Consider the following 26,063-nt stretch of genomic DNA (forward strand, 5'->3'; position numbering starts at 1 on the left):
TATGTTGGACATGCCGCGCCGCAAAAGGGCGGGCCTGTTGTTGTGCCTTCCGCTCATCTGCTTTCCACCGCCAGCTATGAACGCCTGGGGCCAGACCTGATCCTGCAAGGCGAAGGTGGTGAGCGATTTATCATTAGCGATTTCTTCGCCACCTCCACACCCCCAGATTTAATTAGCGAGGACGGTGCTAGCATTTCTGGCGATTTAGCCGCGCGTTTAGCCGGTCCATTGGCGCCCGGACAGTTCGCTCAAGTCGGCAATGGAATCGACCGGCACGCGATCGGGCGGGCCGACACGCTGTCGGGTGACGTCGCCGTCATCCACGCCGACGGCAGCAAGGCCATCTTGCACAAGGGCGATGCGGTCTTTCAGGGTGATGTGCTGCAGACGCCTAAGGGTGCTTCGGTCGGCCTAGTCTTCATGGACGGCACTTCTTTGGCCTTGGGGTCGAACGGGCGCATGGTCCTTGATCAAATGGTCTACGACCCAGCGACGCAAAGCGGCAAATCAGCCTTCTCGCTGATCCAAGGTTCGTTCTCGTTCATGTCGGGGCAGATCGCCAAGACGTCGCCCGACGCCATGACAATCCGCACGCCGGTTGCAACCATCGGAATCCGAGGCACCCTGGGCGTCGGAGAATACACCCCAGGGCATGGACTGACCGCCGCCATCGTTCCCGAGCGGGGGGAGGTGACGGGCGAAATCGCCATTACCAATGCGGCGGGCACCCAGGTTCTCAACCAGCCCAGCACGGCCTTGCAGGTTGGCACCTTCTTCACACCGCCATCGACGCCCGTTGTGGTTTCGGCGGCGCAGTTGACGAGCAGTTTTGCGCAATCCCTGGCCATATTGCCGCAGTCAAATGCCGCCCAGCCCGTCCAGGAACAGTTGCGCGACATTCGGCCCGACATGCAGGGGCCGCGTCTGGAACTGTTGCGCGATGCGCCGCTTCGCGACAGCAAGGCAGCAACCTCAACCAGTGCGCCAAGGGCCGATGAGGCGTTTGCGCAAACGGCGCAGCAAGCGATTGACCAGGCATTGGAGCGCGGCCTCGCCATCAATGACGCCCAGAACGCCGCGATGCGCGTCAAGTCCGTTTTCGAAAAGGCTGTCGGCTCTGGCCTAGCCTACGACAAGGCGATGCTTCAGGCAGGCGAGATGGCCGCCAAGCTGGGTCTACTGGCGCCGGGCGCCGCCGAAGGAAAAAACCCGTTTCTGACGATGTGGGACATCATCAGCCACGACAGCAAGCCCATCGATGTGGCGACCTTGTCCGCCTTTCGCGTGACGGCGGCGCAAGCCGTCACTGTCAGCGAGTCGGCGGTCTCGGCCATCAGGGCTTCGGCTGCCGTGCAGGGAATTGGCGGAACGGATCAGGTCGGCAACAGCAGAAACGTTTCCTCCACCTCGTCCGATTACCGCAACGACGTGGTATCCAATTCAAGCGGCGGTTCGTCCTCATCCGGGAAGTCCAGCACATCCGGCAAGGCGGTCGATGGTTACATTGAGGGTGCTACCGTTTTCGCCGACGCCAACATGAATGGCCAATGGGACGCTGGCGAAGCCAGGTCGACGACAGGCGTCGGCGGCGCATTTACCCTGACCGGCGGAAGCGGCCCCATCGTCGTCCAGGGCGGTATCGACGCTTCGACGGGAGAGGCCTTCACCGGCGTCCTGACGGCGCCGGCAGGATCGACGGTGGTGACGCCGCTGACCACGTTGATGGACTCGATGATCCGCCACCAGGGTCTATCGGCCGATCAGGCCAAGGCCAAGGTCGCCGAAGCTGCGGGCGTTTCCAGTTCGGTCGATCTGACGAAATTGGATCCGGTGGCGGCCAGCCTCGATCCTGCGCAGGCGTCAGTCGCCAGCCAGATCATGGCGGCGGGCGTCAAGATCCACAACACGGTGGTACAGGCGGCCAATCTGATCCTGGGCGCGGCATCCAGCAGCGGCGTTGACGCCAACGCGGCCGCCCAGGCGCTGTATAAATCAATGGCTGCCACGATGATAGCAAATGGGGCGGCAACCGATCTCAGCAGCAGCACAACGCAGATCGAGAGCCTGATTACCAACGCCGCTGGCAGCGGCGGACTAAATCTGGGCGCAGGAGAATTGGCAAGTCTGGCTGCAGCCAAGACCCAGGCCGCCGAAGTCATCAAGGCCAGCAACGCCGCCATCGAGGAATTGAGCGGCACCGGCACGTCATTCCTGACCGACCTGGCCAAGATTGCCATCGTCGCTCAGACCAGTTCGGCGCAGGCCATCCAGGAAGCCGTCGCCGATCCGACGAAACTGGAAACACTGGTCAACCGGTTCTCGGGCGCTGCGCTGGATGCCGCCGTGTCGCAGGTTGACGCCGCCTCCGTTGGCGCCAGCGCCAGCGCTACGGATGGCGACGACACGCTGTCGGGCACGACAGGCGCCGATTCAATCAGTGGTCTCGGCGGAAATGACCGCATAAGCGGCGGCGTCGGCGACGACAGGCTCTTGGGCAATGCAGGCAATGACCTGATTTACGGCGGTGGCGGCAATGACTGGCTTTCTGGCAGCGACGGAAACGACCAATTGTCGGGCGGCGAAGGCCAAGACAGCGCCGCGTTTTCTGGCGCCATGGCTGACTATTCGGCAACAGTCGTCGGCAAGCGTCTGGCGATCATTGGCGAGGGCAACGATCTGGTCTGGGATGTCGAGCGCCTCGGCTTCTCAGACGGCGACCTAACCCTGTCTTTGGGCGGTGGACAGCGTTTTCAAGTCAACGAGCATGATCACGGCAATCAAGCTCGGCCCAGCATGGCGTCCTTTCAAGATGGTCGCTGGCTGAGCCTTTGGGAATCGTCAAGCCAGGACGGCAGCGGCACGGCGGTCATGGCCCGCCTGTTCGACGCGCAAGGCCGACCGCAGGCGGAATTCCAGGTCAATACGGGCACGCAAGGCGACCAGTCGTCGCCCAGGGCAGCCGTGCTGGCCGACGGTACGGCGGTCGTGCTGTGGCGCTCGGCAGGACAGGATGGCGATCAGGGCGGAATCTACGCCCAGCGCATCGGCAGCGACGGATTGAAGCAGGGTGCCGAGTTTTGCATCTCGGATCAGGGCGCCGGCGAACAACGCATGCCCGATGTGGTGGCGCTTAAGGATGGAGGCTTTGCCGCCAGTTGGGTCGAGGCGTCTGGCCGTGACGGCAGCGGCTCGGGCGTTTACGCCAGGCTTTATACGCCAACTGCCTCGGATGTCTTCCAGATTTCCCAGACCAGCGCCGGAAATCAGGAATCGCCTGTGCTGGCGGCGTTGGCCAATGGCGGCTTAACCGCGGTTTGGACGCAGGCGGATGGTGTCTATGCCAGAAGTTTCGATGCAACCGGCGCCCCCATCGGCGGGGAATTTCGTCTGACCAGTCAGGTGGGCATTCAGCCAGATGTCGTTCAACTGGCCGACGGCAATCTGGTTGCAGCTTGGCGTCAGACGGGGGCGGGCGGCAACATCCAGGGCAAGGGTGTTCTGTTCTCGTCTGACGGGGCCACGGTCGGCAGCGTCTTCGCGCTCGATCTGACGGCAAATCTGGCCGATGCGCCGCTTACGCTGGCCGCGATGAGCGATGGGCGCTTCGCCGCCGCCTGGACCGGACTTGAAACGACGGCGGCAGGCACGGAGATCGAGGGGGTTTTTGCCCGCCGGTTTGAAGCAAACGGCACACCTTCAGCCGCCAGCTTCCGAGTCAGCCTCGATGATGGCGCAACGGCGGGCAACGCAGCCGTCGCAAGCCTTCCCGGCGGCGACTTCATCGTCGCTTGGGAAGATCTCAGCGGTCGTGATGGCGATCAAAGCGGCATTTATCAGCAACGCTACGCCCCGGATGGCACCGCCTATGGTTACACCGTCACGGCATCGGACGACGACAACAATCTGGCGGCTTTGGGAGGATTTGCCACCATCGACGGCGGCGATGGAACCGACACGCTGAATTTAAAGGGCGCCATGGGCCGCTTCAAGATCGAAGCCGCCGATGGCGGATTTGCCGTCGTCGATCGCCTGAAAGACGCGATCTGGGGCGATCTGGGTTCGGCCCTGGTGCTGGATGTCGAAAACCTGTCTTTTGCGGATGGCGAGATTTCCATCATATCCGATGACGGCGGAATTCAACTGGTCGGCGGCGACGGCAACGACATCTTCACGCTGGGCAAGGGAGTAACTCAAGTCTCGGCGGGCGATGGCAACGACATTCTGCGCCCCGATGGCAAGCTGGATTTAAGCGGCCTTGTCTTTGACGGCGGCGATGGACTTGACGCTTTGCATCTAGGCATCGTTCACAGCGTTACCGACGCCGATTTCTCGGGCCTGGGTTCCGTCGAACGGGTCGTGGTCGAAGCCAATCTGCATCAAGCCAGCGTCGGTCTGGGCGAGCGATCTGAGGCAACCGGCGTTGAAATTGTGCAAGTCGCTGCGGGAGCGGGCGACAGCGTCATTGACGCCTCGGCACGAACCCAGACCATCACCCTGGTCGGAGGCGGTGGCGACGACAGTCTGATCGGCGGCGGCGGAAGCGATGTGGCGGTCTTCTCGGGCAACATGTCCGGATATCGTCTGAGGGGCGGCATCAACGAGATTACGGTCACTGACATAAATGCGGCTGACGGAAATCAGGGAACGGATACGCTCAAAGACATCGAAATCCTGCGCTTTGCCGATGGCGATATCCGTCTTGTTCCTGGAAACCAGGAATTCAGGGCCAACACGACAACGACAGGGGCCCAGACGGTTCCCGAAATCACGGGCCTGAAAAATGGCGGTTATGTTGTATCGTGGTCAGGCAATATGCCAGGCGACAGTTATGGCGTCGCCATGCAGATCTACGATGCGAACGGCGTGCCTGTCGGCAACGAAAGCCAAATCAACACCTACACCGCATCCGCACAGCTCTATTCCTCTCACATTGCCCTGGACGACGGGGGCTTTGTCGCGTTGTGGACATCTTATCAGGACGGCAGCTATTACGGCGTGTATGGACAGCGCTTTGACGGAGTGGGCCAGAAGATAGGAAGCGAATTTAGGATCAATACCTATACGTCGGGATACCAGGACCGTCCGAAGGGCGCCCTTTTAGACGGCGGCCAGCTTGCCGTGGTTTGGCAGTCGGATGACCAGGATGGCAGCGGTTACGGGGTCTACGCCCAGCTTCTGGATTACGATGGACAAAAGATTGGCAGCGAGTTCCAGGTTAACGAGCTAACGAACAACCACCAGATCAATCCAAGAATTACCCCGCTTGAGGGCGGCGGTTTTGCCGTTGTCTGGTGTTCTCTGGCCGACGAAGCCACCAACTATAATGTCCACTGCCGCATCTACAACGAAAATGGAACGGCCAGAACGGCGGAGTTCCAGGCTAACGTCTTAAGCCAGGATATTCAGTACACACAGCACGTGGCCGGTCTTGGCGACGGCAGCTTCGTCGTGGTCTGGCAGTCGAATCCCAGCCAGGATGGCAATGGCATCGGCGCTTTCATGCGCCGCTTTGCAGCCGATGGCCAGGCGCTGACCGGCGACATCCAAGTCAACACCTACACAATCAGCTCCCAAGGGTTGGCTGCCGTGGCTAGCTTGGAGAATGGCGGTTTTGTCGTCGCCTGGCAGTCATACGGCCAAGATGGCAGCGGTTACGGCATCTTCGGCCAGCGCTACAACGCCAACGGCGAGAAGGCCGGTGGTGAATTTGCCATCAATACATTTACTCCGGGCGATCAATCTTATTGTGAAATAACGGGTCTGTCTGATGGCGGCTTTGCCGTCACCTGGCGGTCATGGGGCGTCGATGGCAGCGACTATGGCACTGCCGTCCGGCGCTTCGATGCCAATGGCGACGCCGTCGGCTTGCCGGTTCTGGCCGGCGGCGCCGGAAATGACGTGCTGCGCGTGCAAACCGGATTCGACGTTGTTGCAGGCGGAGCGGGGAGTGACAGCCTGCTGGGCAGCACAGGCGCCGATACGTTCCTGTTCGCGGCAGGCGACGTCGAGTTGAACGAACAAATTGACGGCGGGGGCAATGTCGATACGCTTCAGGTGGCAGGCGACAACGACTTCTCATTGGCGTCTCTTTCCAATGTCGAGCGCATGGAATTCGTTGGCGCTGCCAAGGCCACATTCTCTGGCTCTCAGATTGCCGCCATCGCCGAGATCATAGGCAACGAGGCAGGAAATACCGTCGAGGCAGTGGCGGGTCTTGGCGCTACGGTCAGCCTGTCGTCGCTGGTCTTCAATGAATGGACGGCGCTACAGGACAGTATCCTGCTTCGAGGAGCGTCGGGGAACGAGTCACTGACGGGAACGGCCTATGCCGACACGCTGGAAGGCGGGGCTGGCGCGGATAAGCTGGCAGGAGGCGCCAGCGATGATGTATTCACCCTGGCGGCGGGCGATGTAACGGCCGGAGAGACCATCGATGGCGGTTCGGGCACGGATACGCTGTTGCTGACGGGCAGCAACGACTTTCGCCATTCCGAAATATCTCTTGTTTCGATCGAGGCATTGACATTCGCCGCCGAGGATGAGGCAAGCGCCACCTTGCGCGGAAGCCACGGCATGGCGCTGACTCGCGTGACCGGCGACGGCAATGCCAATCACATTATCGTCAACGGCGCGACAGACGGCACAGTTTCCCTGGCGGGCATCGGCACTTTCCTGTCTTGGACGGATGGGGTGGATAGCATCGCGCTGAACGGCGCAACGGGCAATGAAACCCTGATCGGAACCCAGAAATCCGATGTTATCCGCGCCGGCGCCGGTGACGATGTTATCATCTTTGATGCCAACGACAGTCTGGTTGATGGCGAGACCGGTACCGACACGCTGCGGCTTGAAAGCGATGTCGATTTTAGAGCGATTGAAGACGGTGTCATTCTGAACATCGAGGTTTTGGATCTGGCTGGCAGCGGCGGCCGCATCGCGCGCTTGTCCGAAGCCGATGTGCTGGCCTTCTCTGGCGAGACAGATACGCTGACGGTTACGGGTGATTCCAGTGACCTTCTTTATTTGCATGGGAATTGGATAAACTCGGGGGCATCCTGGACGGGCGGCGGCGCCACCATCATCGTGACTGGCGATGTGAATGTGCTGCAAAGCAGTGCTGCCATCGATAGTAGCGGCGGCTCTGAAGATGGGATTGAGCTATTCCTGGGTAGCCGGACCGGCTATCGCATCACCGGCGGCGCCGGTGGCGCCACTGTCACCGACATTGACGCTGGAGATGGCGCCAACGAAGGCAGCCGTTTTGTTGCCGCGGGAACGACACTGCGTTTCCAAGATGGCGATCTGGCGCTTTCGGAAACCGCCGGGGAATTTAGAATCAATACGACAACCGATGGCGTTCAACGCAGCCCCGCCGTGGCGGCGCTGAAGGGAGCCGATGGCGGTTATGTGGCCGTGTGGGATGGCAAATATCCAGATGATTCCACGGCCATTGTTATGCAGCGTTATGATGCCGCAGGCACGCCGGTTGGAAGCGAAACCAGGGTCAACACCGCCCTGCAGTCCAATGCCGTTCCCCCCGCCAACATCGTCCAGTCAAATCCGGCGGTGCAGGGGCTGGCGGATGGCAGCTACGTGGTCGCTTGGCAATCCTCGCCTCAGGACGGCAACGGCTATGGCATCTATATGCAGCGCTTCGATGCCAATGGACAGGCCCTGGGTGTCGAAACCCGGGTCAACAGCTACGTCACCTACGATCAGATCAATCCGGCGATTACAGTACTTTCAGATGGCGGCTTTCTGGTCGCCTGGCAATCAAACGTTCAAGACAGCAGCGGTTACGGCGTTTATGCCCAGCGCTATGACGCCGATGGCGCAGCACAGGGTGCCGAGCGATATATTCCAACCAACACCTCTTACAACCAGTGGGAAACGTCCCTGGCAGGCTTAACCGGCGGCGGCTACGTGGCGGTCTGGTCTTCCATGCAAGCAGGTAGCGGCACGGTCGGCTATGATATCTACTACCGGATCGTCAAGGGCGACGGCACCAACTTGACATCCGGGCTTCTGGCCAACAACACGCAAACCGACGGGCAGACCTTGCCAGCGGTGACGGCATTGCAAGATGGCGGGTTCGTGGTTGCCTGGCAGTCGGCTGGGCAGGACGGAGAAGGAACGGGCATCTATTTGCGCCGGTTCAACGCCAGCGGCACCGCTCAGGGCGAAGAGGCACAAGTCAACGTCACCAGCACCTACGACCAGTCACAGGTGGCCTTGACCACGCTGTCCAATGGCCGTTTTGTCGTGACATGGCAATCGGGCGGCCAGGATGGCAGCGGCAGCGGCATTTTCGCCCGCCTCTATTCAGCCGCCGGTGTGGCTCAGGGCGACGAATTCCAGGTCAACAGCTTTACGAATCTTGATCAAAGCTTTCCCTCAATCTCTGCACTGGCAGATGGCGGTTTCGTGGTGACTTGGCAGTCCGTTGGACAGGACGGTTCCGACAACGGCATTTTCGGCCAGCGCTTCGATGCCAGCGGCCAGCCGGTTGGGTCGGTCAGCCTGACCGGCAGCAATGGCACCGATATTCTTGTTTCCGGCGGCGCCTTCCAAGCCATCGATGGCGGCAGCGGGGCCGATACCCTTCTGGGTGGCTCGGGGCGCGATTACTTCCGCTTTGATGAAGGCGACATCGAGGCGGGCGAAACAATTTCCGGCGGCGGCGGAACCGACAGGCTGCTGGTATCCGGCAACAACGATTTCCGCTTGGCTTTGCTGTCCGGCGTCGAGGAAGTGTGGTTTGAGGACAGCGGAACCATTACGCTTTCCGGGCAGCAACTTTCGGACATGACGGCTGTCAAAGGGGATGCCGGTTCCGGCGTCAATCTTATTCAAGCCCGTGCGTCTTTGGACGGCAGCGCCGATCTGCACAACATCACTTTTTCCTCCTGGAATGCAGGCAACGACAGCATCAAGCTGCTTGGCGGTTCGGGAAATGAAACGCTGGCCGGTTCGGACGCCGCCGAAGGATTCTGGGGCTACGCTGGCGCCGATAGCATGTCGGGTGGAGGCGGCAACGATGTCTTCGCTTTCAATACCGGGGATGTCCCTGCGGGTGAGGTGATCGACGGTGGCGCTGGGATTGACACCCTAACCATGAACAGCAGCACTGATTTCTCGCTGGCAACCATTTCGAACATTGAGGGAATTCGCTTTACCTCATCGGCCTCCTCCAGCAGCACGGCCACCTTCTCAGGCTCGCAAGTCTCGGGTTTCACCTCACTGACCGGAGACGCTTATGCAAACAAACTTGTTATTAATGCTGAAGAAGGCGGAACCGTCACCTTGGCTGGCCTGACCACCTTCGTATCCTGGTCGCAGACCGGCGATTCCATCGCGATAAACGGAAGCGACGGTAACGAGACACTGACCGGCAGCGCATGGCGTGACACGATTTCCGGGGGAAGCGGAAACGACGTCCTGAACGGTGGTGCCGAAAAGGATACGCTGTTGGGTGGCGAGGGTGACGATACCCTGATTCTCGACGCGCAGGATATGTCCGTCGATGGACAAAATGGCACCGATACACTCAGGCTTCTAGCCAGCGCGGATTTTCGCTCGATCGCTGACGGGGTTATCCGAGGGATTGAGCAAATAGACCTTATCACCGGAAGCAACATTACGCTTCGAATGGCCGTGATCGACGCATTATCTCTTTCAGGCACGACCGATCAGGTGCTGATTGCTGGCGACAGCAACGATCACCTGGTCCTTTATGGAAGCTGGACGCTGACTGGGCAGCAGACAATCAACGATGTGTCCTACAACGTCTACGACGCAGGGGTTAGCGCAAGCGGGCATGCCATCGTTCGCACACAGTCGTCTCTTGCAGTAACCTTGGCGCAAAGCGGCGGCTCCGGCAACGACACACTGACAGGCACGTCTGATGGCGATATTCTAGCTGGCGACGCCGGTAATGATGTTCTATCAGGCCTGACCGGCAATGACGAACTGAATGGCGATGCTGGCAACGATACGCTGTCCGGCGAAGATGGAAATGATCTTCTTAATGGCGGCATTGGCGCCGACATCGCCCTTTTTTCTGGAAGCATGTCAGGTTATCGTCTGAGCGCTGGTGTCGGCGTGATCACCGTGACCGATACCGATCTCGCAGACGGCGATTCCGGAACTGATACACTTTATAATGTGGAAACCCTTAGATTCTCCGATGGCGACTTGTCTCTCGCCCGCCGCGATGAATTCCGGGTCAACACCACGACGGATGGCAAACAGCAAGCGCCTAGAATCGCCGCTTTGGCCGATGGCGGCTATGTCATAGCCTTCGATGGCATCATGGCGGATGGCCGCGTTGGCGTCGCGGCACAAAGATATGATGCCTTTGGCGTGCCTGCTGGCGCCGAGGCCCAAGTCAACACCATCGTCAACAACGACCAGTATGCAGCATCCGTTGCAGGGCTGGCTGACGGCGGATTTGTCGTTACTTGGCACACCTATGGCCTGGATGGCAACAGCACCGGTATCGCCTTGCGCAGGTTCGATGCCAATGGGCAGGCGATTGGCGAAGAAACTGCAGCCAACACCTACACGATCGGCGTTCAGAACAACCCGGAAATCGCCGCATTTGCCGATGGCGGGTATGTCGTCACTTGGAGTTCCAATAGCCAGGATGGCAGCGGTTATGGCATTTTCGGACAACGCTTCGATGCCAACGGACTGAAGGCTGGCAGCGAATTTCGCGTCAACGAGACAACGGCCGATTCTCAATATGCTCAGAAAGTTTCCGCCATCAAGGATGGCGGATTTGCCGTCACCTGGGGTTCGCTGTCTACGGATGGCAGCGATTTCAATGTGTTCGCGCGGCTGTACGATGCCAGCGGCAATGCCGCAACGGGCGAATTCATGGTCAACCAAACGGTTGCCGATAGACAGCACTATCCCTACATCGCAGCACTCAATGACGGGCGGATCGCCGTCGCTTGGGCGTCGAATCTTCAAGACGGCAACTATATGGGCGTCTATTTGCGGCTTTACGACTCTCAAGGCCAAGCCTTGGGAGGGGAAACCCGCATCAACACATACATCAGCAGCAACCAGACCTACCCAACCATCGCCAGCCTGGAAGATGGCGGTTTCATCGTCAGTTGGATGTCGTACCAGGATGGCAGCGACTACGGCATCTACGCCCAACGCTATGGCTCCGACGGACTGGCGGCGGGAGGAGAATTTCGCGTCAACAGTTATACGGCGGCTGGGCAGGGCTATCCGCGGGCGACCGGCCTGCCTGATGGCGGTTTCGTCATCACTTGGCAATCGAACTTGCAAGATGGCAGTGGGCTAGGGGTTTACGCCCAGCGCTATGACTCCAACAGCAACCCGATTGGTCTTTATGATCTTACTGGCGGCATGGGCAATGATGTCTTGTATGCCGAAAGCGGCTTCCAGGCCATTGCGGGCGGCGGTGGCGCTGATACGTTGATCGGCGGCGATGGAGCCGACGCCTTCCGTTTTGCCGCAGGCGACGCCGTGGCGGGCGAGCGCATCGACGGAGGCGCAGGCATTGACGTACTGCAAGTATTGGGCAGCAACGATTTATCGCTGGCCACCTTGGTTTCCATCGAGCGGCTGCGCTTCCAAGGCGCTGCGACCATTACCCTGTCGGCGGATCAAGCCGAAGGGATTGCCTTGGCGACCGGTGACGCCAACATCAATGCCATGACCGTCAATGCCGCAACCGGCGGTACGGCTGACCTGTCCGCCATTTCCTTCCTGAGCTGGACGGCGGGCAGTGACAGCGTCATTCTGAATGGCGCGGCAGGAAACGAAACACTGACGGGAAGCAATGAATGCGACATCATTTCCGCAGGTGGCGGCGATGACATCGTCATTTTCATTGGCGAAGATTTCGTTGCGGGCGAATCGGTCGAGGGCGGCGCCGGAACGGATACGTTAAAAGTGCTTGGCGACACGGATTTCAATTTGGGTAGTGTGACCGGATTTGAGGCCCTTGCCTTTGCCGGCGAGGCCGAGGCCGGTTTTGGCTCCGCTCAAATCGTGGACATTTCCACAGTTACCGGCGATGCAAATGCCAACACGCTTGTTGTCATGGTAAGCGAAGGATCATCCATCGAGCTTTCGGGCAAAAACTTTGCAAGCTGGACATCCCAGCAGGACATTATCCTGCTGATTGGTTCGCAAGGAAGCGAGTTTTTGTCTGGATCCAGCCATGACGATACGATTGACGGCGGTACAGGTGCCGATACATTGCTGGGAGGCGCTGGCAATGACGTCTTCCTATTCGCGGCAGGCGATGCCATCGCGGGCGAAACAATTGACGGCGGCTCGGGAACCGACACTCTCAGACTTTCTGACAGCAACGACTTCTCATATGCCACACTGAGTTCCATCGAGTCCCTTTCATTTGCAAGCGCCGCCACCGCCACGCTGCTTGGCAGCCAAGCAGGCACGCTCTCAAAGATCGCGGGGTCGGTGGGCGTCAACAGCCTTGTCGTCACCGGCGCGTCCGACCTGTCCAACCTCGTCTTGGGGACCGATTGGTCAGAAGGAATTGATTCGATCCTTCTGCAAGGTGGAATTGGGGGGGACATCATTATCGGAAGCGGCCTAGACGATACGCTCAGCGGTGCGGCGGGTGCGGATCGCCTGACAGGTGGCGCTGGCAATGATATTTTCACGCTGGCCGCGGGCGATTTCGAGGCAGGGGAAAGCCTGATCGGCGGCACTGGCAATGACAGCCTTGTCGTCTCGGGCAGCAACGATCTGCGCAATGGCGATATTTCAGGCGTCGAGTCAATTGTATATGTGGCAGACGCGACGATTGCGCTCACTCATGCCCAACTTTCAGAAATCACGACCATCTCTGGTGGCGCAGGGGGCGACAATCTCATAATTTCCGCCTCGAATAGCGCCACGATCGATCTATCATCCAAAACATTCCTGTCATGGACCGCGGGCGAGGACGGCATTTCGCTCGTAGGCGCTGCGGGAGCCGAAACCTTGATCGGCAGTGCAAACGCTGACACGTTTTGTTTCGCTTCGGGTGACGCCATTGTCGGCGACAGCGTCGACGGCGCCGCAGGCAATGATGTGCTCTTGCTTCTGGGCAGCAACGATTTCACCAATGCTTCAATGTCCAGCGTCGAATATATCACCTTCCAGGCGGCAGCCACGGCAACGCTGACAGGCGATCAGGCCGAGGCCCTCCTTGGCGTTACTGGCGATGCGGGGCAAAACCGCGTTGCGGTGCAGGCCGCCGCGGGAGAAACCGTTAGCTTGGCAGGAATTGCTGATTTTGCCTCATGGACCTCAAGCCAGGATTGGCTGATTCTGTCGGGGGCCGGTGGCAATGAAAATCTAACCGGCTCAATTCAGGCAGATAGTTTATGCGGCGGTGCCGGAGCAGACCATTTGGCGGGTGGCTCCGGCAACGACGTTTTTGTTCTGGCCGCCAGTGACGTGGCGGCGGGTGAATTAATTGATGGCGGCGGCGGTTCCGACAGTTTGTATCTAACCGGCAGCAACGATTTGCGTCAGGCAACGCTGTCAGGTCTTGAGTCCCTCGTCTTTGCAGGTGAAGCTACGGCGCGCCTGCTGGGCAGCCAGACGGCACAACTCCAGACGATTGCCGGAAATGCGAACGTCAACACAGTGATTGTCGAGGCGCTGGCAGGAACCTCGGTCAGTCTTGCTCATTTCGCCTTTGATTCCTGGTCGGTGGGAAGCGACGCCTTGTCGCTTGTCGGCGCCGCTGGCTCGGAAACACTCATCGGGACCTCGCAGCGAGATACCATTATTGGCGGTACTGGGGCGGATACGCTTTTGGGCGGTGGCGGCAGCGACATATTCCTGCTTTCATCCGACGATATCGCTGCAGGTGAGACGATTGACGGCGGCGCCGGGTCTGACGTCTTGCTGATTTCTGCAGACTGCGATTTCACCCAGGCCAGTCTCGTCTCGATCGAGGGATTGAGCTATTCAGGCGCTGTAACCGCCAATCTGACATCCTCTCAGGTCGGCGGCTTGACAACGGTAACCGGCGATGGAAACGCCAACATCCTTGCCGTCAGCGCCGAATCCGGGGGCTCTGTCAGCCTAGCCGCCATCACCAGCTTCATCTCTTGGACGGATGGCGTTGACAAGATAGAGATCAGCGGCCTAGAGGGCGACGAAACCCTTACAGGCAGCAGCCAGACCGACACCGTTCTGGGCGGCCTTGGCAACGACATGATCAATGGCGGCGGCGGCGCCGATTCCCTTTTCGGCGAAGATGGGGACGACACCTTTCTGTTTGCGGCCTCTTCATTTGCTTTTGGCGAAACAGTCAATGGCGGTGCGGGGACAGATGTCCTTCGCTTGACCGGCAGCAACAATTTCTCCGCTGGCAGTCTTTCTTCAATCGAGATTCTATCCTTTTCCGCCAGCGCGACGGCCACCTTGTCGGCCAGTCAGTTCGAGGCGTTGACGTCGATCAGCGGCGATGACAACGCCAACACTGTTTGTGTTCAACTGGCGACCGACGACAGTTTCGACCTGTCCGACATCAGCAAGTTCTTGTCCTGGTCGGCGACGTCAGACGCATTCTCTCTGATTGGCGCGGGCGGCAGCGAAATCATCACGGGCAGCGTTTATGGCGATTTCATCTCCGGCGGCGGTGGAGCTGACAGCCTGTCGGGCGGGACAGGCAATGACCGGTTTGGTTATGCGGGTGGAGAAGCCGTTAGCGGAGAGGCCATCGAAGGTGGCGAGGGGATCGACGCGCTTGTTGTTTCTGGAAGCGAGAATTTTGCTCTCGTCACCTTGGGCGCGATTGAGGGCGTGGAATTCGCGGGCACGGCCTCTGCCAGCTTCTCGGCCAGTCAGATCGGCCTGGGACTTTCGCAAAGCGCCGCCATCGTCGGCGACAGTCACGACAATACGCTGACAATTTCTGCGCAGGCCGACGAGGACGTTAGTCTGGCGCAATTTGCCTTTACCGACTGGACTGGTTTTGACGACTGGGTCCGCTTGATAGGCGCTTCGGGCAATGAGAATCTAACCGCCACCAGCCAATCCGACAGCATTTCAGGTCTGGGTGGCGATGACGTTTTGATCGGTCTTGGCGGCGGCGACCTGCTTCGTGGCGGCTCGGGCAGCGACCTGTTTGTTGAGCGGACCGGCCAGAACGCTTTATCGTCCAGCGCCAGCTCGTTGGATGTGATCGAGGACTTCAACTGGTTCCTGGAAGGTGACCGCCTTTACTTCCTCGACAATGACGGCAATCATATGACGGTCGCCAATGGATATCATGCGGGCGATTTGTCGCAGTCAGCGCAAGATCTTGAACAGGCCTTGGCGCTCGCTTTCGCCGATGCCAACGGCTCGCTTGGGGGGACTGTGGTTCTTGGCGAGGGCGACGCCGTGATGTTCGATTATTCGGGAACATCGTATGTCGCCGTGGCCGACGCTGCGCCGGGCTATCAGTCTTCCGGCGACGCTGTGGTCGCCGTTGACTGTGACGCCAATCCAGTGGTCGGCGACAATGGCAGCTTCGATCCAAGCCAGCTGTTTGCCTAGTGAACCTCGCGCATCGGACTATCAGAGGCCCGATGAGTCCAGGCTATAAATCATCGGCGGCCACGTCTGGCGATGTGCGCTTCCAAGCCCATGTGGCCCACTTCCGTGTACCAGGGATGAGGCCGCCCAGGTTTTGTGGCTGAAACCTATTGTAGATCGATATATTGTGGGGGGTGGCGGAGAGAGAGGGAATCTCCAATCCGTTCCAAATAACTTTTGAATCACAGTACGTTACGGCACATGTCGAACTGCCTCTCTCTGACACTTTGTACCAGCTTGGCGGCCATGGGCAAGGGGGGAAATTGGGGGCCTATCCCCACCTTACCCACATTCCGGATTCCTAGAGAATGACCTCGAGGCTTGTCGATGCAATTATCGCAATATCCAGTCCCAGACACGGCGCCAGAAATCTGGTGTCGCTTTGGGCTGAGCGGGATGAACAGATGCCTCGGCCTTTTGCTTCTGCCCGTAGAACCGCGCCTTTGCGACTCGATCTCGACTACGCTCGGCTTCGATCTGCTTGTCACTCCAAGGGGCGGCTTCGATCACCTTGCCGCGATCAATTACATAGTGTGACCGGCATTTTAGAGTCCAATTACCGATCGACGGATGAAGTGAAACAGACTCGCCGTCGAATGTCATCTTCCAATCTGTCGGCGTAAATGGCGTGACAACCTCTTCCCCGCAGCCGCAGCAGCAGCTATGGGCCGATGTCGCATATTCCATCGACACATAGAGAATGCCTGGCTCCAAGCGTTCAGGGATGTGTTCGACGAAACGATGTTCGAGTCTCGTGTACCCCATCAGGAAAGCCCCCCGTTAATCAGCATGTTGCCGTCGGTGGTATAGGTGCAGTGGTGCTCGTGCTCAAGGTCGCGATAAAATCCGCGGATTTTCTTCCACTTCACGACCGCGAGGATGGCATTCAGTGCGTTGAGATCAGCGACCTGAATGTTGGACGCATATATGTCCTTAGCGCCACCGCCGACGAAGGAAATGTGCTGTCGCGCGTGATCTCGTCTCTCCGGCGTGCTGGCGGTCACTCGCAGGATGCCGCCAAGCGATCCGTCGTCGAGTTCAAGCCCCATCCCGACATCGACGAACGAAACGCCGACCGTTTCAAGCTTCTCCACGATCAAACGTTTGGCGTCACCCGCGTCGAGGGACAGGAACGCAAAGGTAATGCCATCGAGAAGGGAAAGGTTGTCAGTGCCGAGCGCAACATCATGCGGTACAATGTTCCGGTGCATCCGGCTGTAGATGCGCTTCAGATAATCGACCTTCTTCGGAGCCTCTCGCAGTTCCTCCAGACTTGAGGCGCCTGGTGCCCGAAACGCGTTGTGGGTCAGGAACTCGTCGCTGTCGAAGAGTCGAATTTCGCGTACTGGCGTCTTGGCAACGAAGTCCAGGATGTAGCCGCCGGTCCCCCCGACGCCGATGATGGCGACACGCTCGCTGACGAGCCGTTCAGTCAGGGCGCCGATCCCGATGCGGTCAGAGGCTGTTTCGACATAGTTGAACACGCTGTCTTCCTCAGCTTCCGGCTTCCTGAATGTACGAGGGGTTGCGCCGGGCTTCAGCACCGCTGCCGGACCGGCAATGATGTTCGCATAGCTCGTCATCTTGTGGTGGTAGTTTGTATAGCCACCTTCCGGTTTGCTGGAAAAGCTGTGCGTCGCTTTTAGGCCGTTGCCGAGGTCGAAGGCGCCGGCATGATGAGAAATTGCCTGAATGCGTGAGCCGTCGGCGTGGCAGGGAAAATCGCCATCCCAGTGGACGACATGAGTGTCTGGCTTTTGCGTCTGGTCTCCAGCCAGCGTCAGGCTGGAGATGAGGGAGCCGATGCGTACCTCACGACGCGCATTAACATATGGCACCTCCCGCATGACGAGATTTCCACCATGCTGCTGGACGAAGTATCCCTCGTCCAGTAGCTGTTTGAGGTCAGAATTACGACTGAACAGTTCGCGTGACATTGAACACCGTGCCTTTCTTCTTGACGTCGACTGAGCCACCCGCCCCGAGCTCACCTGCGTGCGGCGTTGACGCTGCATGCCGGTAGGTCATAGAGAAGACGACGTTGGGATCGTGCTTGCCCGGAAAGGCAAGCTGGACAACTTGTTCGAAGGTGACTGTGCTGGCGTTCACCGTGCGCGGCCGCGAATTGACGATGATTTCGAACGTCAATCGCGCGGTGATGAACCGCTCTATGCCGGGCTGGGTCAGATCGATCAGCTGGCCTTGCTCGATCAGACGATTTTCACCGCCTGGAACGACGATGAAGACGGCTTCCCCCTCACCAGGTTTGGCGAGGCCGTAGAGCACTGTGCCGCTGATGACTGGCTTGCCCCAGCGCAGTTCGTCGTCGTTCAGTGTAAGCTTGAAGTCGCGATCCGTCAGGAAGGCGATAAAACGCTCGGCGCCCCGTTCGCGCAGGTCGAATGGTTCGTTCAGCAGCACGTCCTCAAAGTCCCCTGAGGGCAGGATCGCGAACAGGCTATAGCCGTCCCGCGGGTCCAGGGCGCCGGCTTCAAGCAACTGGCGGCCTAGCGGCACGGGATCGCTCACCTGGCGGGACAGGAAGTTAAGATCACCTTGCGCGAGGAGGAAGCGATACCCCCTCGCCGGACGTAGAGCCCGGCCCTCACGCAGGGCATCGCCGAGATCGTCGACTTCAATCAGTTCTTCAGTGTTCATAAGATTGGATCCTTTAGGTTTTGCCATGGCGACGCCGTGGCTCTAAAGGTCCAATCGGAGCGATATCTGCCGACCGGTAAGGTCAGGCGAACTTTTTTTTCAGGGGGCCGGCCGGGGTCTGGCCGCAGATGAAGAAGGCCGGGCAGTTTGGGCAGGTGCGCGACGAGACATCGGCCGGAAACCGTCCCGCCCGAATATTACCGAGAAATTCTTCTAGCTTGTCCTTGCGCCCTTTCAGTTTCCGCTCCGACAACTCAATTGCATGCGTCTTGCCGTCGGCGAGATAGACAAGCTCTGCGACAGCGCCTGGAAAGGCTTGTTGGACTGCGAGCATCAGCGCTGCCGCCCCGACATCCTCGCTCTCGGCCGACCGCATATGGCCCGTGCGGATGTGGCGTACGGCACGAGCCCCGTCTGGCCGCATCAGCACCTCATCCGGCTGAACGATGATCACCTCGTCACCAAAGTTGAGTCTGAGCGCAGCGGGCGGCTCGGCAATTGAACCTGTACGGTTTTCCAGGAAAAAACTCAGCAGTGTCAGGGCTAGTTCGCGGAATTCCATAAGATAGCCATGGCTACCCAGCCCCTGCTCGGCAAGAGCCGCGTTGGTGAGATACTCTAGGTCTTGTTCAGTCATGAGGTGATCCGACGTGATCACAGCCTTGACCACCATGCGAACCGCCTCGTGTAACTGCATGAAGGCGGTTGTGGTCCGACGACCTCCGACCTGCAGGACATGTGTGTAGAAGAAGCGGCGCGGGCAAGACTCATAAAGAGTGATCTGATGTGCTCTGAACTGCAGTCTGCCATCAACAACCAAATCAATATCTTGACTTTCCGCAGCCATGGGAAGAGTCCGCAACGGCACGACCGAGCGGCTCCTCATGGTGGTTCCGAGGTGGTCTAGGAATGGTGAAAGAGGTCGGTTGTAGCCGTTGCTCTTCTCGGTCGGCGCATAAAAGATCAGTCGGTCACGAGCGCGCGACTGCGCCACATAGAATAGGCACTCCTGCTCTTCGGCCATGCCTTCGCGGAACGCTTCCAGTGGGCTGCCTTCAGTCCCTGCAATCATTCCATCTGGTGCGGGACAGGGAGGCGCCTGCGGCTTGCGAGGCAAGGTGTCGCTGTTAAGGCCCGGAATATGGACGCCGCCGAATTCCAAGCCCTTAGCACCGTGAATGGTCATTAGCCGCACAGCGTCGAGATGCTGGGCGCAAGACGGAAGTTGACGCAGGTCGCGGTCGTCGCCGAGCCGCACGAGCCTGCGCACACGATCGAGCAGTTGCGTGATGGGTAGGCTGCGCCCCGTCGGCTGCACTCGCAGGAAGTTAAGGAATTGCCAAATCGCGATACCGCGTGTCTGATCGGTAAGATGATCGGACGCGCTAAGGTGCGCGGCAATACGGGTGCGATCTAGCAGCAGTGTTGCGAGCACGGTCCAGGGCGAGGCTGTTTGGTCAAATCCGCCGATCACGGATGCGAGCCTAGCGAGCGCCTGACGACCGGCATCGCTGATGCCTGGGATTGCATCCCCATGTTGAAGCCAGTCGGCCGGCGCGTAATCGGACACACGCAGATGTTCGAAGATCGCCGCCACGTCTGCAAAAGACATTGTAAAGTCGGGCCAGCAGGCGATTCGTACTAATCCCATGGCTCGCCGATCGACAAGGACAGAGAGAAAAGCCAGGAGGTCCTTGGCCTCGTCCCGCTCGAACAGGTTGCCTAGAAATAAGACCGGAACGCCGAGCCGTTCGAGGTCTTGTCCAATCATCGACAGCTTTTCGTTACCTGTGCATAGGACCGCTTGGTCGCGATAGGCGCAGCCCTCGCGCCGAAGTTCCTCAATTGCGTCGGCCAAAGCAACCTGCTGCTGTTCAGCGCGTTGTACCTTGCGCAACTCCGGCCTATTCCCGTTGGCGTTCCGATCCGCTTCGAGGTCACTGTCTGCATCACCAGCCCGCATCGTAATTGCGAAGCTGGAGAAGCTGGCGACGATCTCTGGTACAGAACGGTAGTTGCGCTTTAAGCGACCCCGCTTGCCACATGGAAAATCCTCCTTTCCGAAGCGGGTCATGTTGAAGGATGATGCGCCGCGAAACCGATAAATCGATTGTTTGGCGTCTCCGACCATCCATAGATTGTTGCCATCTGGCCGTAGTGAGCGCAACAAACGTACGCTGCTACGGTTCACGTCCTGATACTCATCTACCAGGACATGATCATACTGCACCTGTAGCGCCGCGCAGATGGCCTTGTCATTTTCGAGCAATTTGGCCGGCAAGGCGACGAGATCGCCGAAGTCTATACAATGTGCGTCGCGTTTTAGCCGCTCATAGGCCGCATAGAAGCTGGCCACCTCATTTGCACGCTCTGCCGCTTCGCGAGCATCAGGATCCTGCGCTTTTGCCAGCATGTTGCCAGCAAGCCCTGCATAAGATTCAGCGTCGACTACCTCATCCTTCGCTCGTGAGACAGCTGTCAACATGTCTGCAATGATCTGGGTCGGATCATAAAGATTGCGGTATTGCGCGAGCTTCAGACGCGGGAACTCATCCTCAAGAAGTTCGACCGCTTCTGTCCGATCCATCATCCGCGGGTCTTTTGGTAGGCCAAGCTCCGTATGGAAGCGACGGATGATATCGAGGCCGAAGGCATGGAACGTGCCTATCCACATCGCGGCCGCGGCTTCTGGCCGCTTGCGCGCGATCCGCTCAGCCATCTCGCCTGCCGCCTTATTTGAGAAGGTCAACAGCAATATCCGCCTTGGATCGACGTCTTCGTCTAGGAGTCCTTCGACCCGCGCAATCAGCGTCTGTGTCTTGCCGGTGCCAGGTCCCGCTTCAAGCAGATAGGCTTCGCCACGATGTCCTGCAGCCGCCGCTTGCAGCGGATTGAGCGACCGTTCGACATTCTCAGCGTTTGCGGCAGGAGGTGCCGCCGGCAGTAGCAAAGCATCGAACAACTGCTGTGCAACGACTTCGAACGGTGCACCGAGCTTTGCGGCAATGGTAGACGCGGTGAGCCCATCGTCAACATGGAGCTTCCGCGCGACGTTACGGGGGAGCAGTAGCTCGCGCGCGAATAGGTCCATCTGGATCTCTCGGCGTTGCCTGCGGCCATAATCGATAACCCGGTCCATACCGACCGGTGAGGGTTCAGCCGCGCGGGCCGGATCAATGGTTGGCGCCGGTTCGCCAGCTGGATCGTCGCCAAGCTCAATATGGCCGATCTCGTGCGCTACAAGAAAGGCCTGCTCAAACAGAGATCCGATGTTCTCGTGGAGAATCAGATCATCTGCGGCGACAAAGGTTGCTCGGCCACCGTTGAGTACAGTTGCCCCTGCCGCTGTAGGTTCTACGTCAATCCCCCGGCGATTGGCCTCGGCGACAACAAATTTATATGTTGACCATGGGTCAGCGCCGGATGCAACGAGGCGAGCATGAATCTCGGAGGCGACTTGCCTAGCAAGTTCCACGCTGTCCAAGTCAGTCTGCCTCCGCCAACAGCTGGGCGCGCCTCTCGGCCGGAACGTTGGCTTCGATTAGCACTCGCTCGAAGGTGACCTGTTCGCCAACCATCGGCTTGTTGTCGGCTTTATAGCTGCGCGCCCCGGCCATTTGAGCCGAACCCCAAGATGACTCCAACTGCGCGACAGAGCAGCGCATCGTCTCCGCCAGCATCGTCAGGACGCGTCGCGGGACGCTAGCGAGAACGACCCTTCGTTCTCGTAATGAGGTCACAACCTGCCGAGGAATATTCATGCGCTGGGCGACTGTTCGCCAGTCATCGACTGTTAATGCCGCAAAAGGGTCGGCTGCATCTGCTGGGACAGCCTTTGCATGTTTTGACCATGCCGTATCGATCAGCGCTTGATCGGCAGAAGAGAGGGGCGCGGCTTCATCGCAAGCCACGCGGCTGAGTTCATAAGAAAGGTCAATGAGCTCTCCAGCATATTCTGGGTATAACCGCAGATAGTGTTCCAAGGTCGAGCGGCCAGGCTCGCTTTCGACAGCGAATGCATCTAGCACGGACTCAAGGGTTGGACGTTCGCCAGCCGGGCTCACCGCTTTTCTCCATCGGTCATCGCAGCACGCAGGGTAACCACGGCCTTGTCGCGGTAGGTTCGGACGGTTTTTTCGGAGCGGCCTAGGGTCTTGGCAATGGTCATGACGTCCGGTTCCTGGGAGTCGATGGGGAAGCCTAGTCTGAGCATCTGAATGATCCTGCCTTGTTCTGTTGGTAAAGCTTCAATCGCTGTATCTAGGCGTAACCGGTAAGCAGGATTGTCGAAATCTGACACTTCGAATGGTTCGGAGGCTCTAGCGGCGGCCTCCTCTACCTCGGGTGACAGCTCGCCACTCTCTTCGTCATATTCGAGGGGCTGGGACCGATTCGCGTCGCGCCAGGCTTTTTTCTGTGCGTCTCGCCGTAGACTTGCCAGCGCGCCATCGAAGCGAACTTCGAAATAGTCTAGCTTATCAACATAGTTGATTCGATCAGCCGCAAGGAGTTCGACGAATAGGTCGGACACTTTGTCTCGTACAACCCCGCGTGTCAGCGATTCCGTCACGCCATCATTGTTTTCCGCCTTGGGCAAGCTACGCAGCACCCGTTCGATCAGAAGTTTATAGAGGCGTTCGAACCACTTGCCATTGTTATCGTAGCGGCTTGCTCGTATGAAATAGACGAGGCATTCGCTGGGGACATAGCCCGGATCAGAACGATTTGTGATTGCTGCCCTGGCGATTAGCTCTTCCTGCGGCAAGGCAGCTAGTTCAATGATGAGCGTCTCTATCTCAGGGGCACGCTGGTAAAGTTCGCCGTTGCGGAGGCGTCTTTTGCGCAACGGGGTTGCTGTAGCCACACCTCTGCTGGGGGCGTCGGCTACCGGCTTTATGCCGACGGTTCCCTCCAATTGGCTCATCGTCTCCCCTTTCCCTATAGCCTTCTCATCCTGACGCCTTTCTGGCGAGATAAAACCGCCGAGCCGGGCGTCAAGCCCCGGAGATGCTCTCTTTAATTGTAACTATCTTTGGGGTGAAATGCAATCTGGTGCTTGAACCATAAAAATCCAGCGGTGAGAGAGGGGCTTTAGCCCGGCGAGCGAGGCTGGCTGGCATGGGCGTTGGGGCCTGACCTCAGTAATGCTTCCGCCAGTTGAGGATGGTCGCCGTGCGTAGTCAGGTCTGTGGAACAAGGCCGCTCAACGTGGCGGTTTCGATTGGACGGTAGATTGTGGCGTCGGTCTTGGCGCCTTTGCCAGGGTCGGCGAACTGCCTATTCTTTCGGCGCCACGCCAACGGGCGGATGGCGCTCGAACGGTGATCGGCCATCCCAGGCTCCATCGAAACAGGAGATTTCTCCTCCAGATGTGAGAAATCTTGAAAGAGACTGCGCTGTTTAATTATTCAATTACATCGCCTTTTTTTGAATTCCCAACCGATAGCACGTCAATGTTGAAAATGCATACTGCATTTTTCTCGCCCCTCATGGCGCGCCGGATTTCGTGAATCAAAAATGCCGCGCTCATGTCTCAGGTTTTCTTGAGGATGTTCTACTTAATTCACAATAATAACCGACAACCGCATTTTTCTCACGCCCGAGAACCGGCAAGGTGGTTGAAAAAATTAAATGGCAGTTCGGTGGAAAGTGTGAAAAATCGTCGTCAGAAACAATTCAGAAATTCCGCATCATGCATTACAGGCGGTAGTTTTCGGCACACAGCATAAATGCATATTAATACCGCCCCCAAGTTAGGCTTCAACATTTTTTTGCTTCAGCCGCCAGCTCTCATACTCGCCTCTCAACATCTTCCTGGGAGGTCATTGCCGATTCGCTCGCCAACATTAATGACGGCTTTCTTGGGTCAGTGCGCTTCCAATTTTGTCGGTCGCAGCGCGTACTTTTATTCCGATTGCAGTCAGCAAGGCGTTTTAGAAAAACATCATAAAAGTTGGACCCTGCTGCCAGAAAGTAGCAATTCCTAACTGAAATTTGTTGGACGGATTTTTGTATTTTTCTGTCTTAAAACACTTGAGGGTGCTTTCCTCTGCACCAAAAGTAAGGTGGCTAATCTCGCTTCTTGAAAGAGAATTTTATGTCTCTTGACGTTAAAAGTAAAGGATGTTATTAAAATCTTAGTGACCGACTAAGATTTCGTATTTATCTACTGATTATAACGAAATCGTCGGCCAGGGGAAATTCCCCTGGACCCCTTTTTCCGCGGAAGGAGAAACTCGTGGGCGGCTTTCAGTTTGCGCACATCAGCACCTTTTCCCTTCGCGGAAATCGGGTGCCCCACAAAAATGTAAAGCGCCCCGTCGCTGATGGCGCACGTTCCGCACGCGACATTATTCTTGAATCGATCCGCGCTCCCGGAAATGCGCCCCACGTCCTAAATCCTCAGCCACCGAATTGTTTATTTATTGGAGCGGACACCTCCACAGGTAACCTTCTCAACGTGTTTGAAAATATCGTTGAAGAGGCGAATGCCAGATTAAAACTGAAGGGGATGCCGAAAATCAGAAAAGACACTCATGTCCTCGAATCGATGGTGTTTTCGCACCCGGCATATACTCAAGCGGCACCGCTTGGCCATATAGGCGAAGAGCGTCCATGTCTCAAAAATCCAGACGATGTTAAGAGTTATTCTTCGTGGCGCGACGACACTGTTGAGTGGGCTCAGAAAAACGCGAGGCTGCGCGGACTGGAGGTGTTAATGATTCTGGAACACACAGATGAGGCGCATCCACACGTACATGTGCTTTCGGTTCCAATGGCAGATCCAAGGCTAAATGCCAAAAATACCCACCCGGGATTTTCCGCAAAGCAAGAGGCGATCCAAAATAATGAGCCCGGAAAAATTCCAAACCAAAAATACCGCGAAGCGATGCTGGGCTGGCAAAAAGACTATTATGAAAATGTCAGCATAAAACACGGCCTGACTAGGTTCGGGCCTCGCCGCCGCCGACTGACACGTCAGGAATGGCGGATGGAGAAGGCCGCCGCTGAACGCACTGCCCGCACACTGAAATTGGCAAGGGAGACGGAAAGAAAGGCAAATGAAATTCTGACCAAGGCAAAGGACGAAGAAGAATTTGTGGCTGAGTATTCAAGAAACGAAAGGTTAAATCTGGATAGTGTGGCCACGACGACAGAATGGCTCAACAAACAGGCATCGAAGGCAAAGAGTGAAGCAGAGAATTACGAGAAACAAGCCCAGGCACTCTTGGAGACACAAAAGGGCAAAGAACTGGCGATGAACGCGTGGATAAGAGACGACTTGTTTTTTGACAAACAGGGTCACCCTAAACTTCGTTCGGAAGCTAAGCAAGATGCGGGTGCCCAACAGCGCCATAAACTCATTCTGGCCCAAGCATCATGGGTCAAGTCTGACTTGAAGACCCTAGACCAGCGCGTCAGTGAGGTCGTGACAGCTAAGGCTGAGCAGGCGGCTAAATTGGCGGCTGCCGAGGCAACTGAGAAAGCCCAGGTTGATGCACAAGTTGCGTTCGCCTATGCCGCCCAGCTTTGGGCGCAGGGGGGACTTCTTAGGCGCAAGAAGAAGGATGAAAGCGGCAAGAATTTTTTCATCTATGGCAATACGGCGCCTGAAGAGGTTGCGAAGATAGAAGCAATGTCTTCTGAAACCAAAGAAAGGATCGCCAATTTCCTCGACGGCCTTCCCAATCGCGAGAAAATCGCCGAAGCGGAACGGCTGGCAACTGAACTGGCGCCTTTTGTGCAAAAGGTGATACGTGAGAAAGCAGCTAATATTAGCAAGCGTTTGGGCAGCAACAGTCTTGCATAATTCTATT

Annotated in this window: 8 protein-coding genes; 2 read left to right on the forward strand and 6 right to left on the reverse strand. The window is 57.9% G+C overall.

Translation table 11 applies throughout. The features are described 5' to 3' along the window. Positions 1 to 42: 42 nt before the first annotated feature. Positions 43 to 15,549 carry a FecR domain-containing protein gene (locus HQL44_16110; protein MBF0270109.1) on the forward strand — a complete coding sequence of 5,169 codons (15,507 nt, stop codon included), beginning with the start codon at positions 43 to 45 and terminating at the stop codon, positions 15,547 to 15,549. 372 nt (positions 15,550 to 15,921) lie between these two features. Here the strand turns inward: HQL44_16110 and HQL44_16115 are convergent, their stop codons facing one another. From HQL44_16115 to HQL44_16140, 6 genes are all read right to left on the reverse strand, one after another. Beyond that, complete coding sequence (locus HQL44_16115) at positions 15,922 to 16,356, reverse strand: hypothetical protein (protein ID MBF0270110.1); 435 nt, start codon at positions 16,354 to 16,356, stop codon at positions 15,922 to 15,924. Beyond that, positions 16,353 to 17,525 carry a ThiF family adenylyltransferase gene (locus tag HQL44_16120; GenBank protein MBF0270111.1) on the reverse strand — a complete coding sequence of 391 codons (1,173 nt, stop codon included), beginning with the start codon at positions 17,523 to 17,525 and terminating at the stop codon, positions 16,353 to 16,355. The genes HQL44_16115 and HQL44_16120 overlap by 4 nt, the downstream gene beginning before the upstream one ends. Continuing rightward, on the reverse strand, positions 17,500 to 18,246 hold the full coding sequence (locus tag HQL44_16125) for a multiubiquitin domain-containing protein (GenBank protein MBF0270112.1): 747 nt from the start codon (positions 18,244 to 18,246) through the stop codon (positions 17,500 to 17,502). Before HQL44_16125 ends, HQL44_16120 begins: the two co-directional genes overlap by 26 nt. An 82-nt stretch (positions 18,247 to 18,328) precedes the next feature. Beyond that, positions 18,329 to 21,730 carry a UvrD-helicase domain-containing protein gene (locus HQL44_16130; protein ID MBF0270113.1) on the reverse strand — a complete coding sequence of 1,134 codons (3,402 nt, stop codon included), beginning with the start codon at positions 21,728 to 21,730 and terminating at the stop codon, positions 18,329 to 18,331. 1 nt (position 21,731) lies between these two features. Next, positions 21,732 to 22,310, reverse strand: coding sequence for a hypothetical protein (locus HQL44_16135; GenBank protein ID MBF0270114.1), 579 nt, complete (start codon positions 22,308 to 22,310; stop codon positions 21,732 to 21,734). Continuing rightward, the gene (locus tag HQL44_16140) at positions 22,307 to 23,170 is read right to left on the reverse strand and encodes a DNA-binding response regulator (GenBank protein MBF0270115.1); all 864 of its coding nucleotides are present in this window, start codon (positions 23,168 to 23,170) and stop codon (positions 22,307 to 22,309) included. Before HQL44_16140 ends, HQL44_16135 begins: the two co-directional genes overlap by 4 nt. 1,314 nt (positions 23,171 to 24,484) lie before the next feature. On the opposite strand from HQL44_16140, the gene HQL44_16145 reads away from it, so the two are divergent. Further along, positions 24,485 to 26,056, forward strand: coding sequence for a hypothetical protein (locus HQL44_16145; protein MBF0270116.1), 1,572 nt, complete (start codon positions 24,485 to 24,487; stop codon positions 26,054 to 26,056). Positions 26,057 to 26,063 lie beyond the last annotated feature (7 nt).

The sequence above is a fragment of the Alphaproteobacteria bacterium genome, assembly GCA_015231795.1.
In the GTDB taxonomy this organism is placed as follows: domain Bacteria; phylum Pseudomonadota; class Alphaproteobacteria; order Rhodospirillales; family WMHbin7; genus WMHbin7.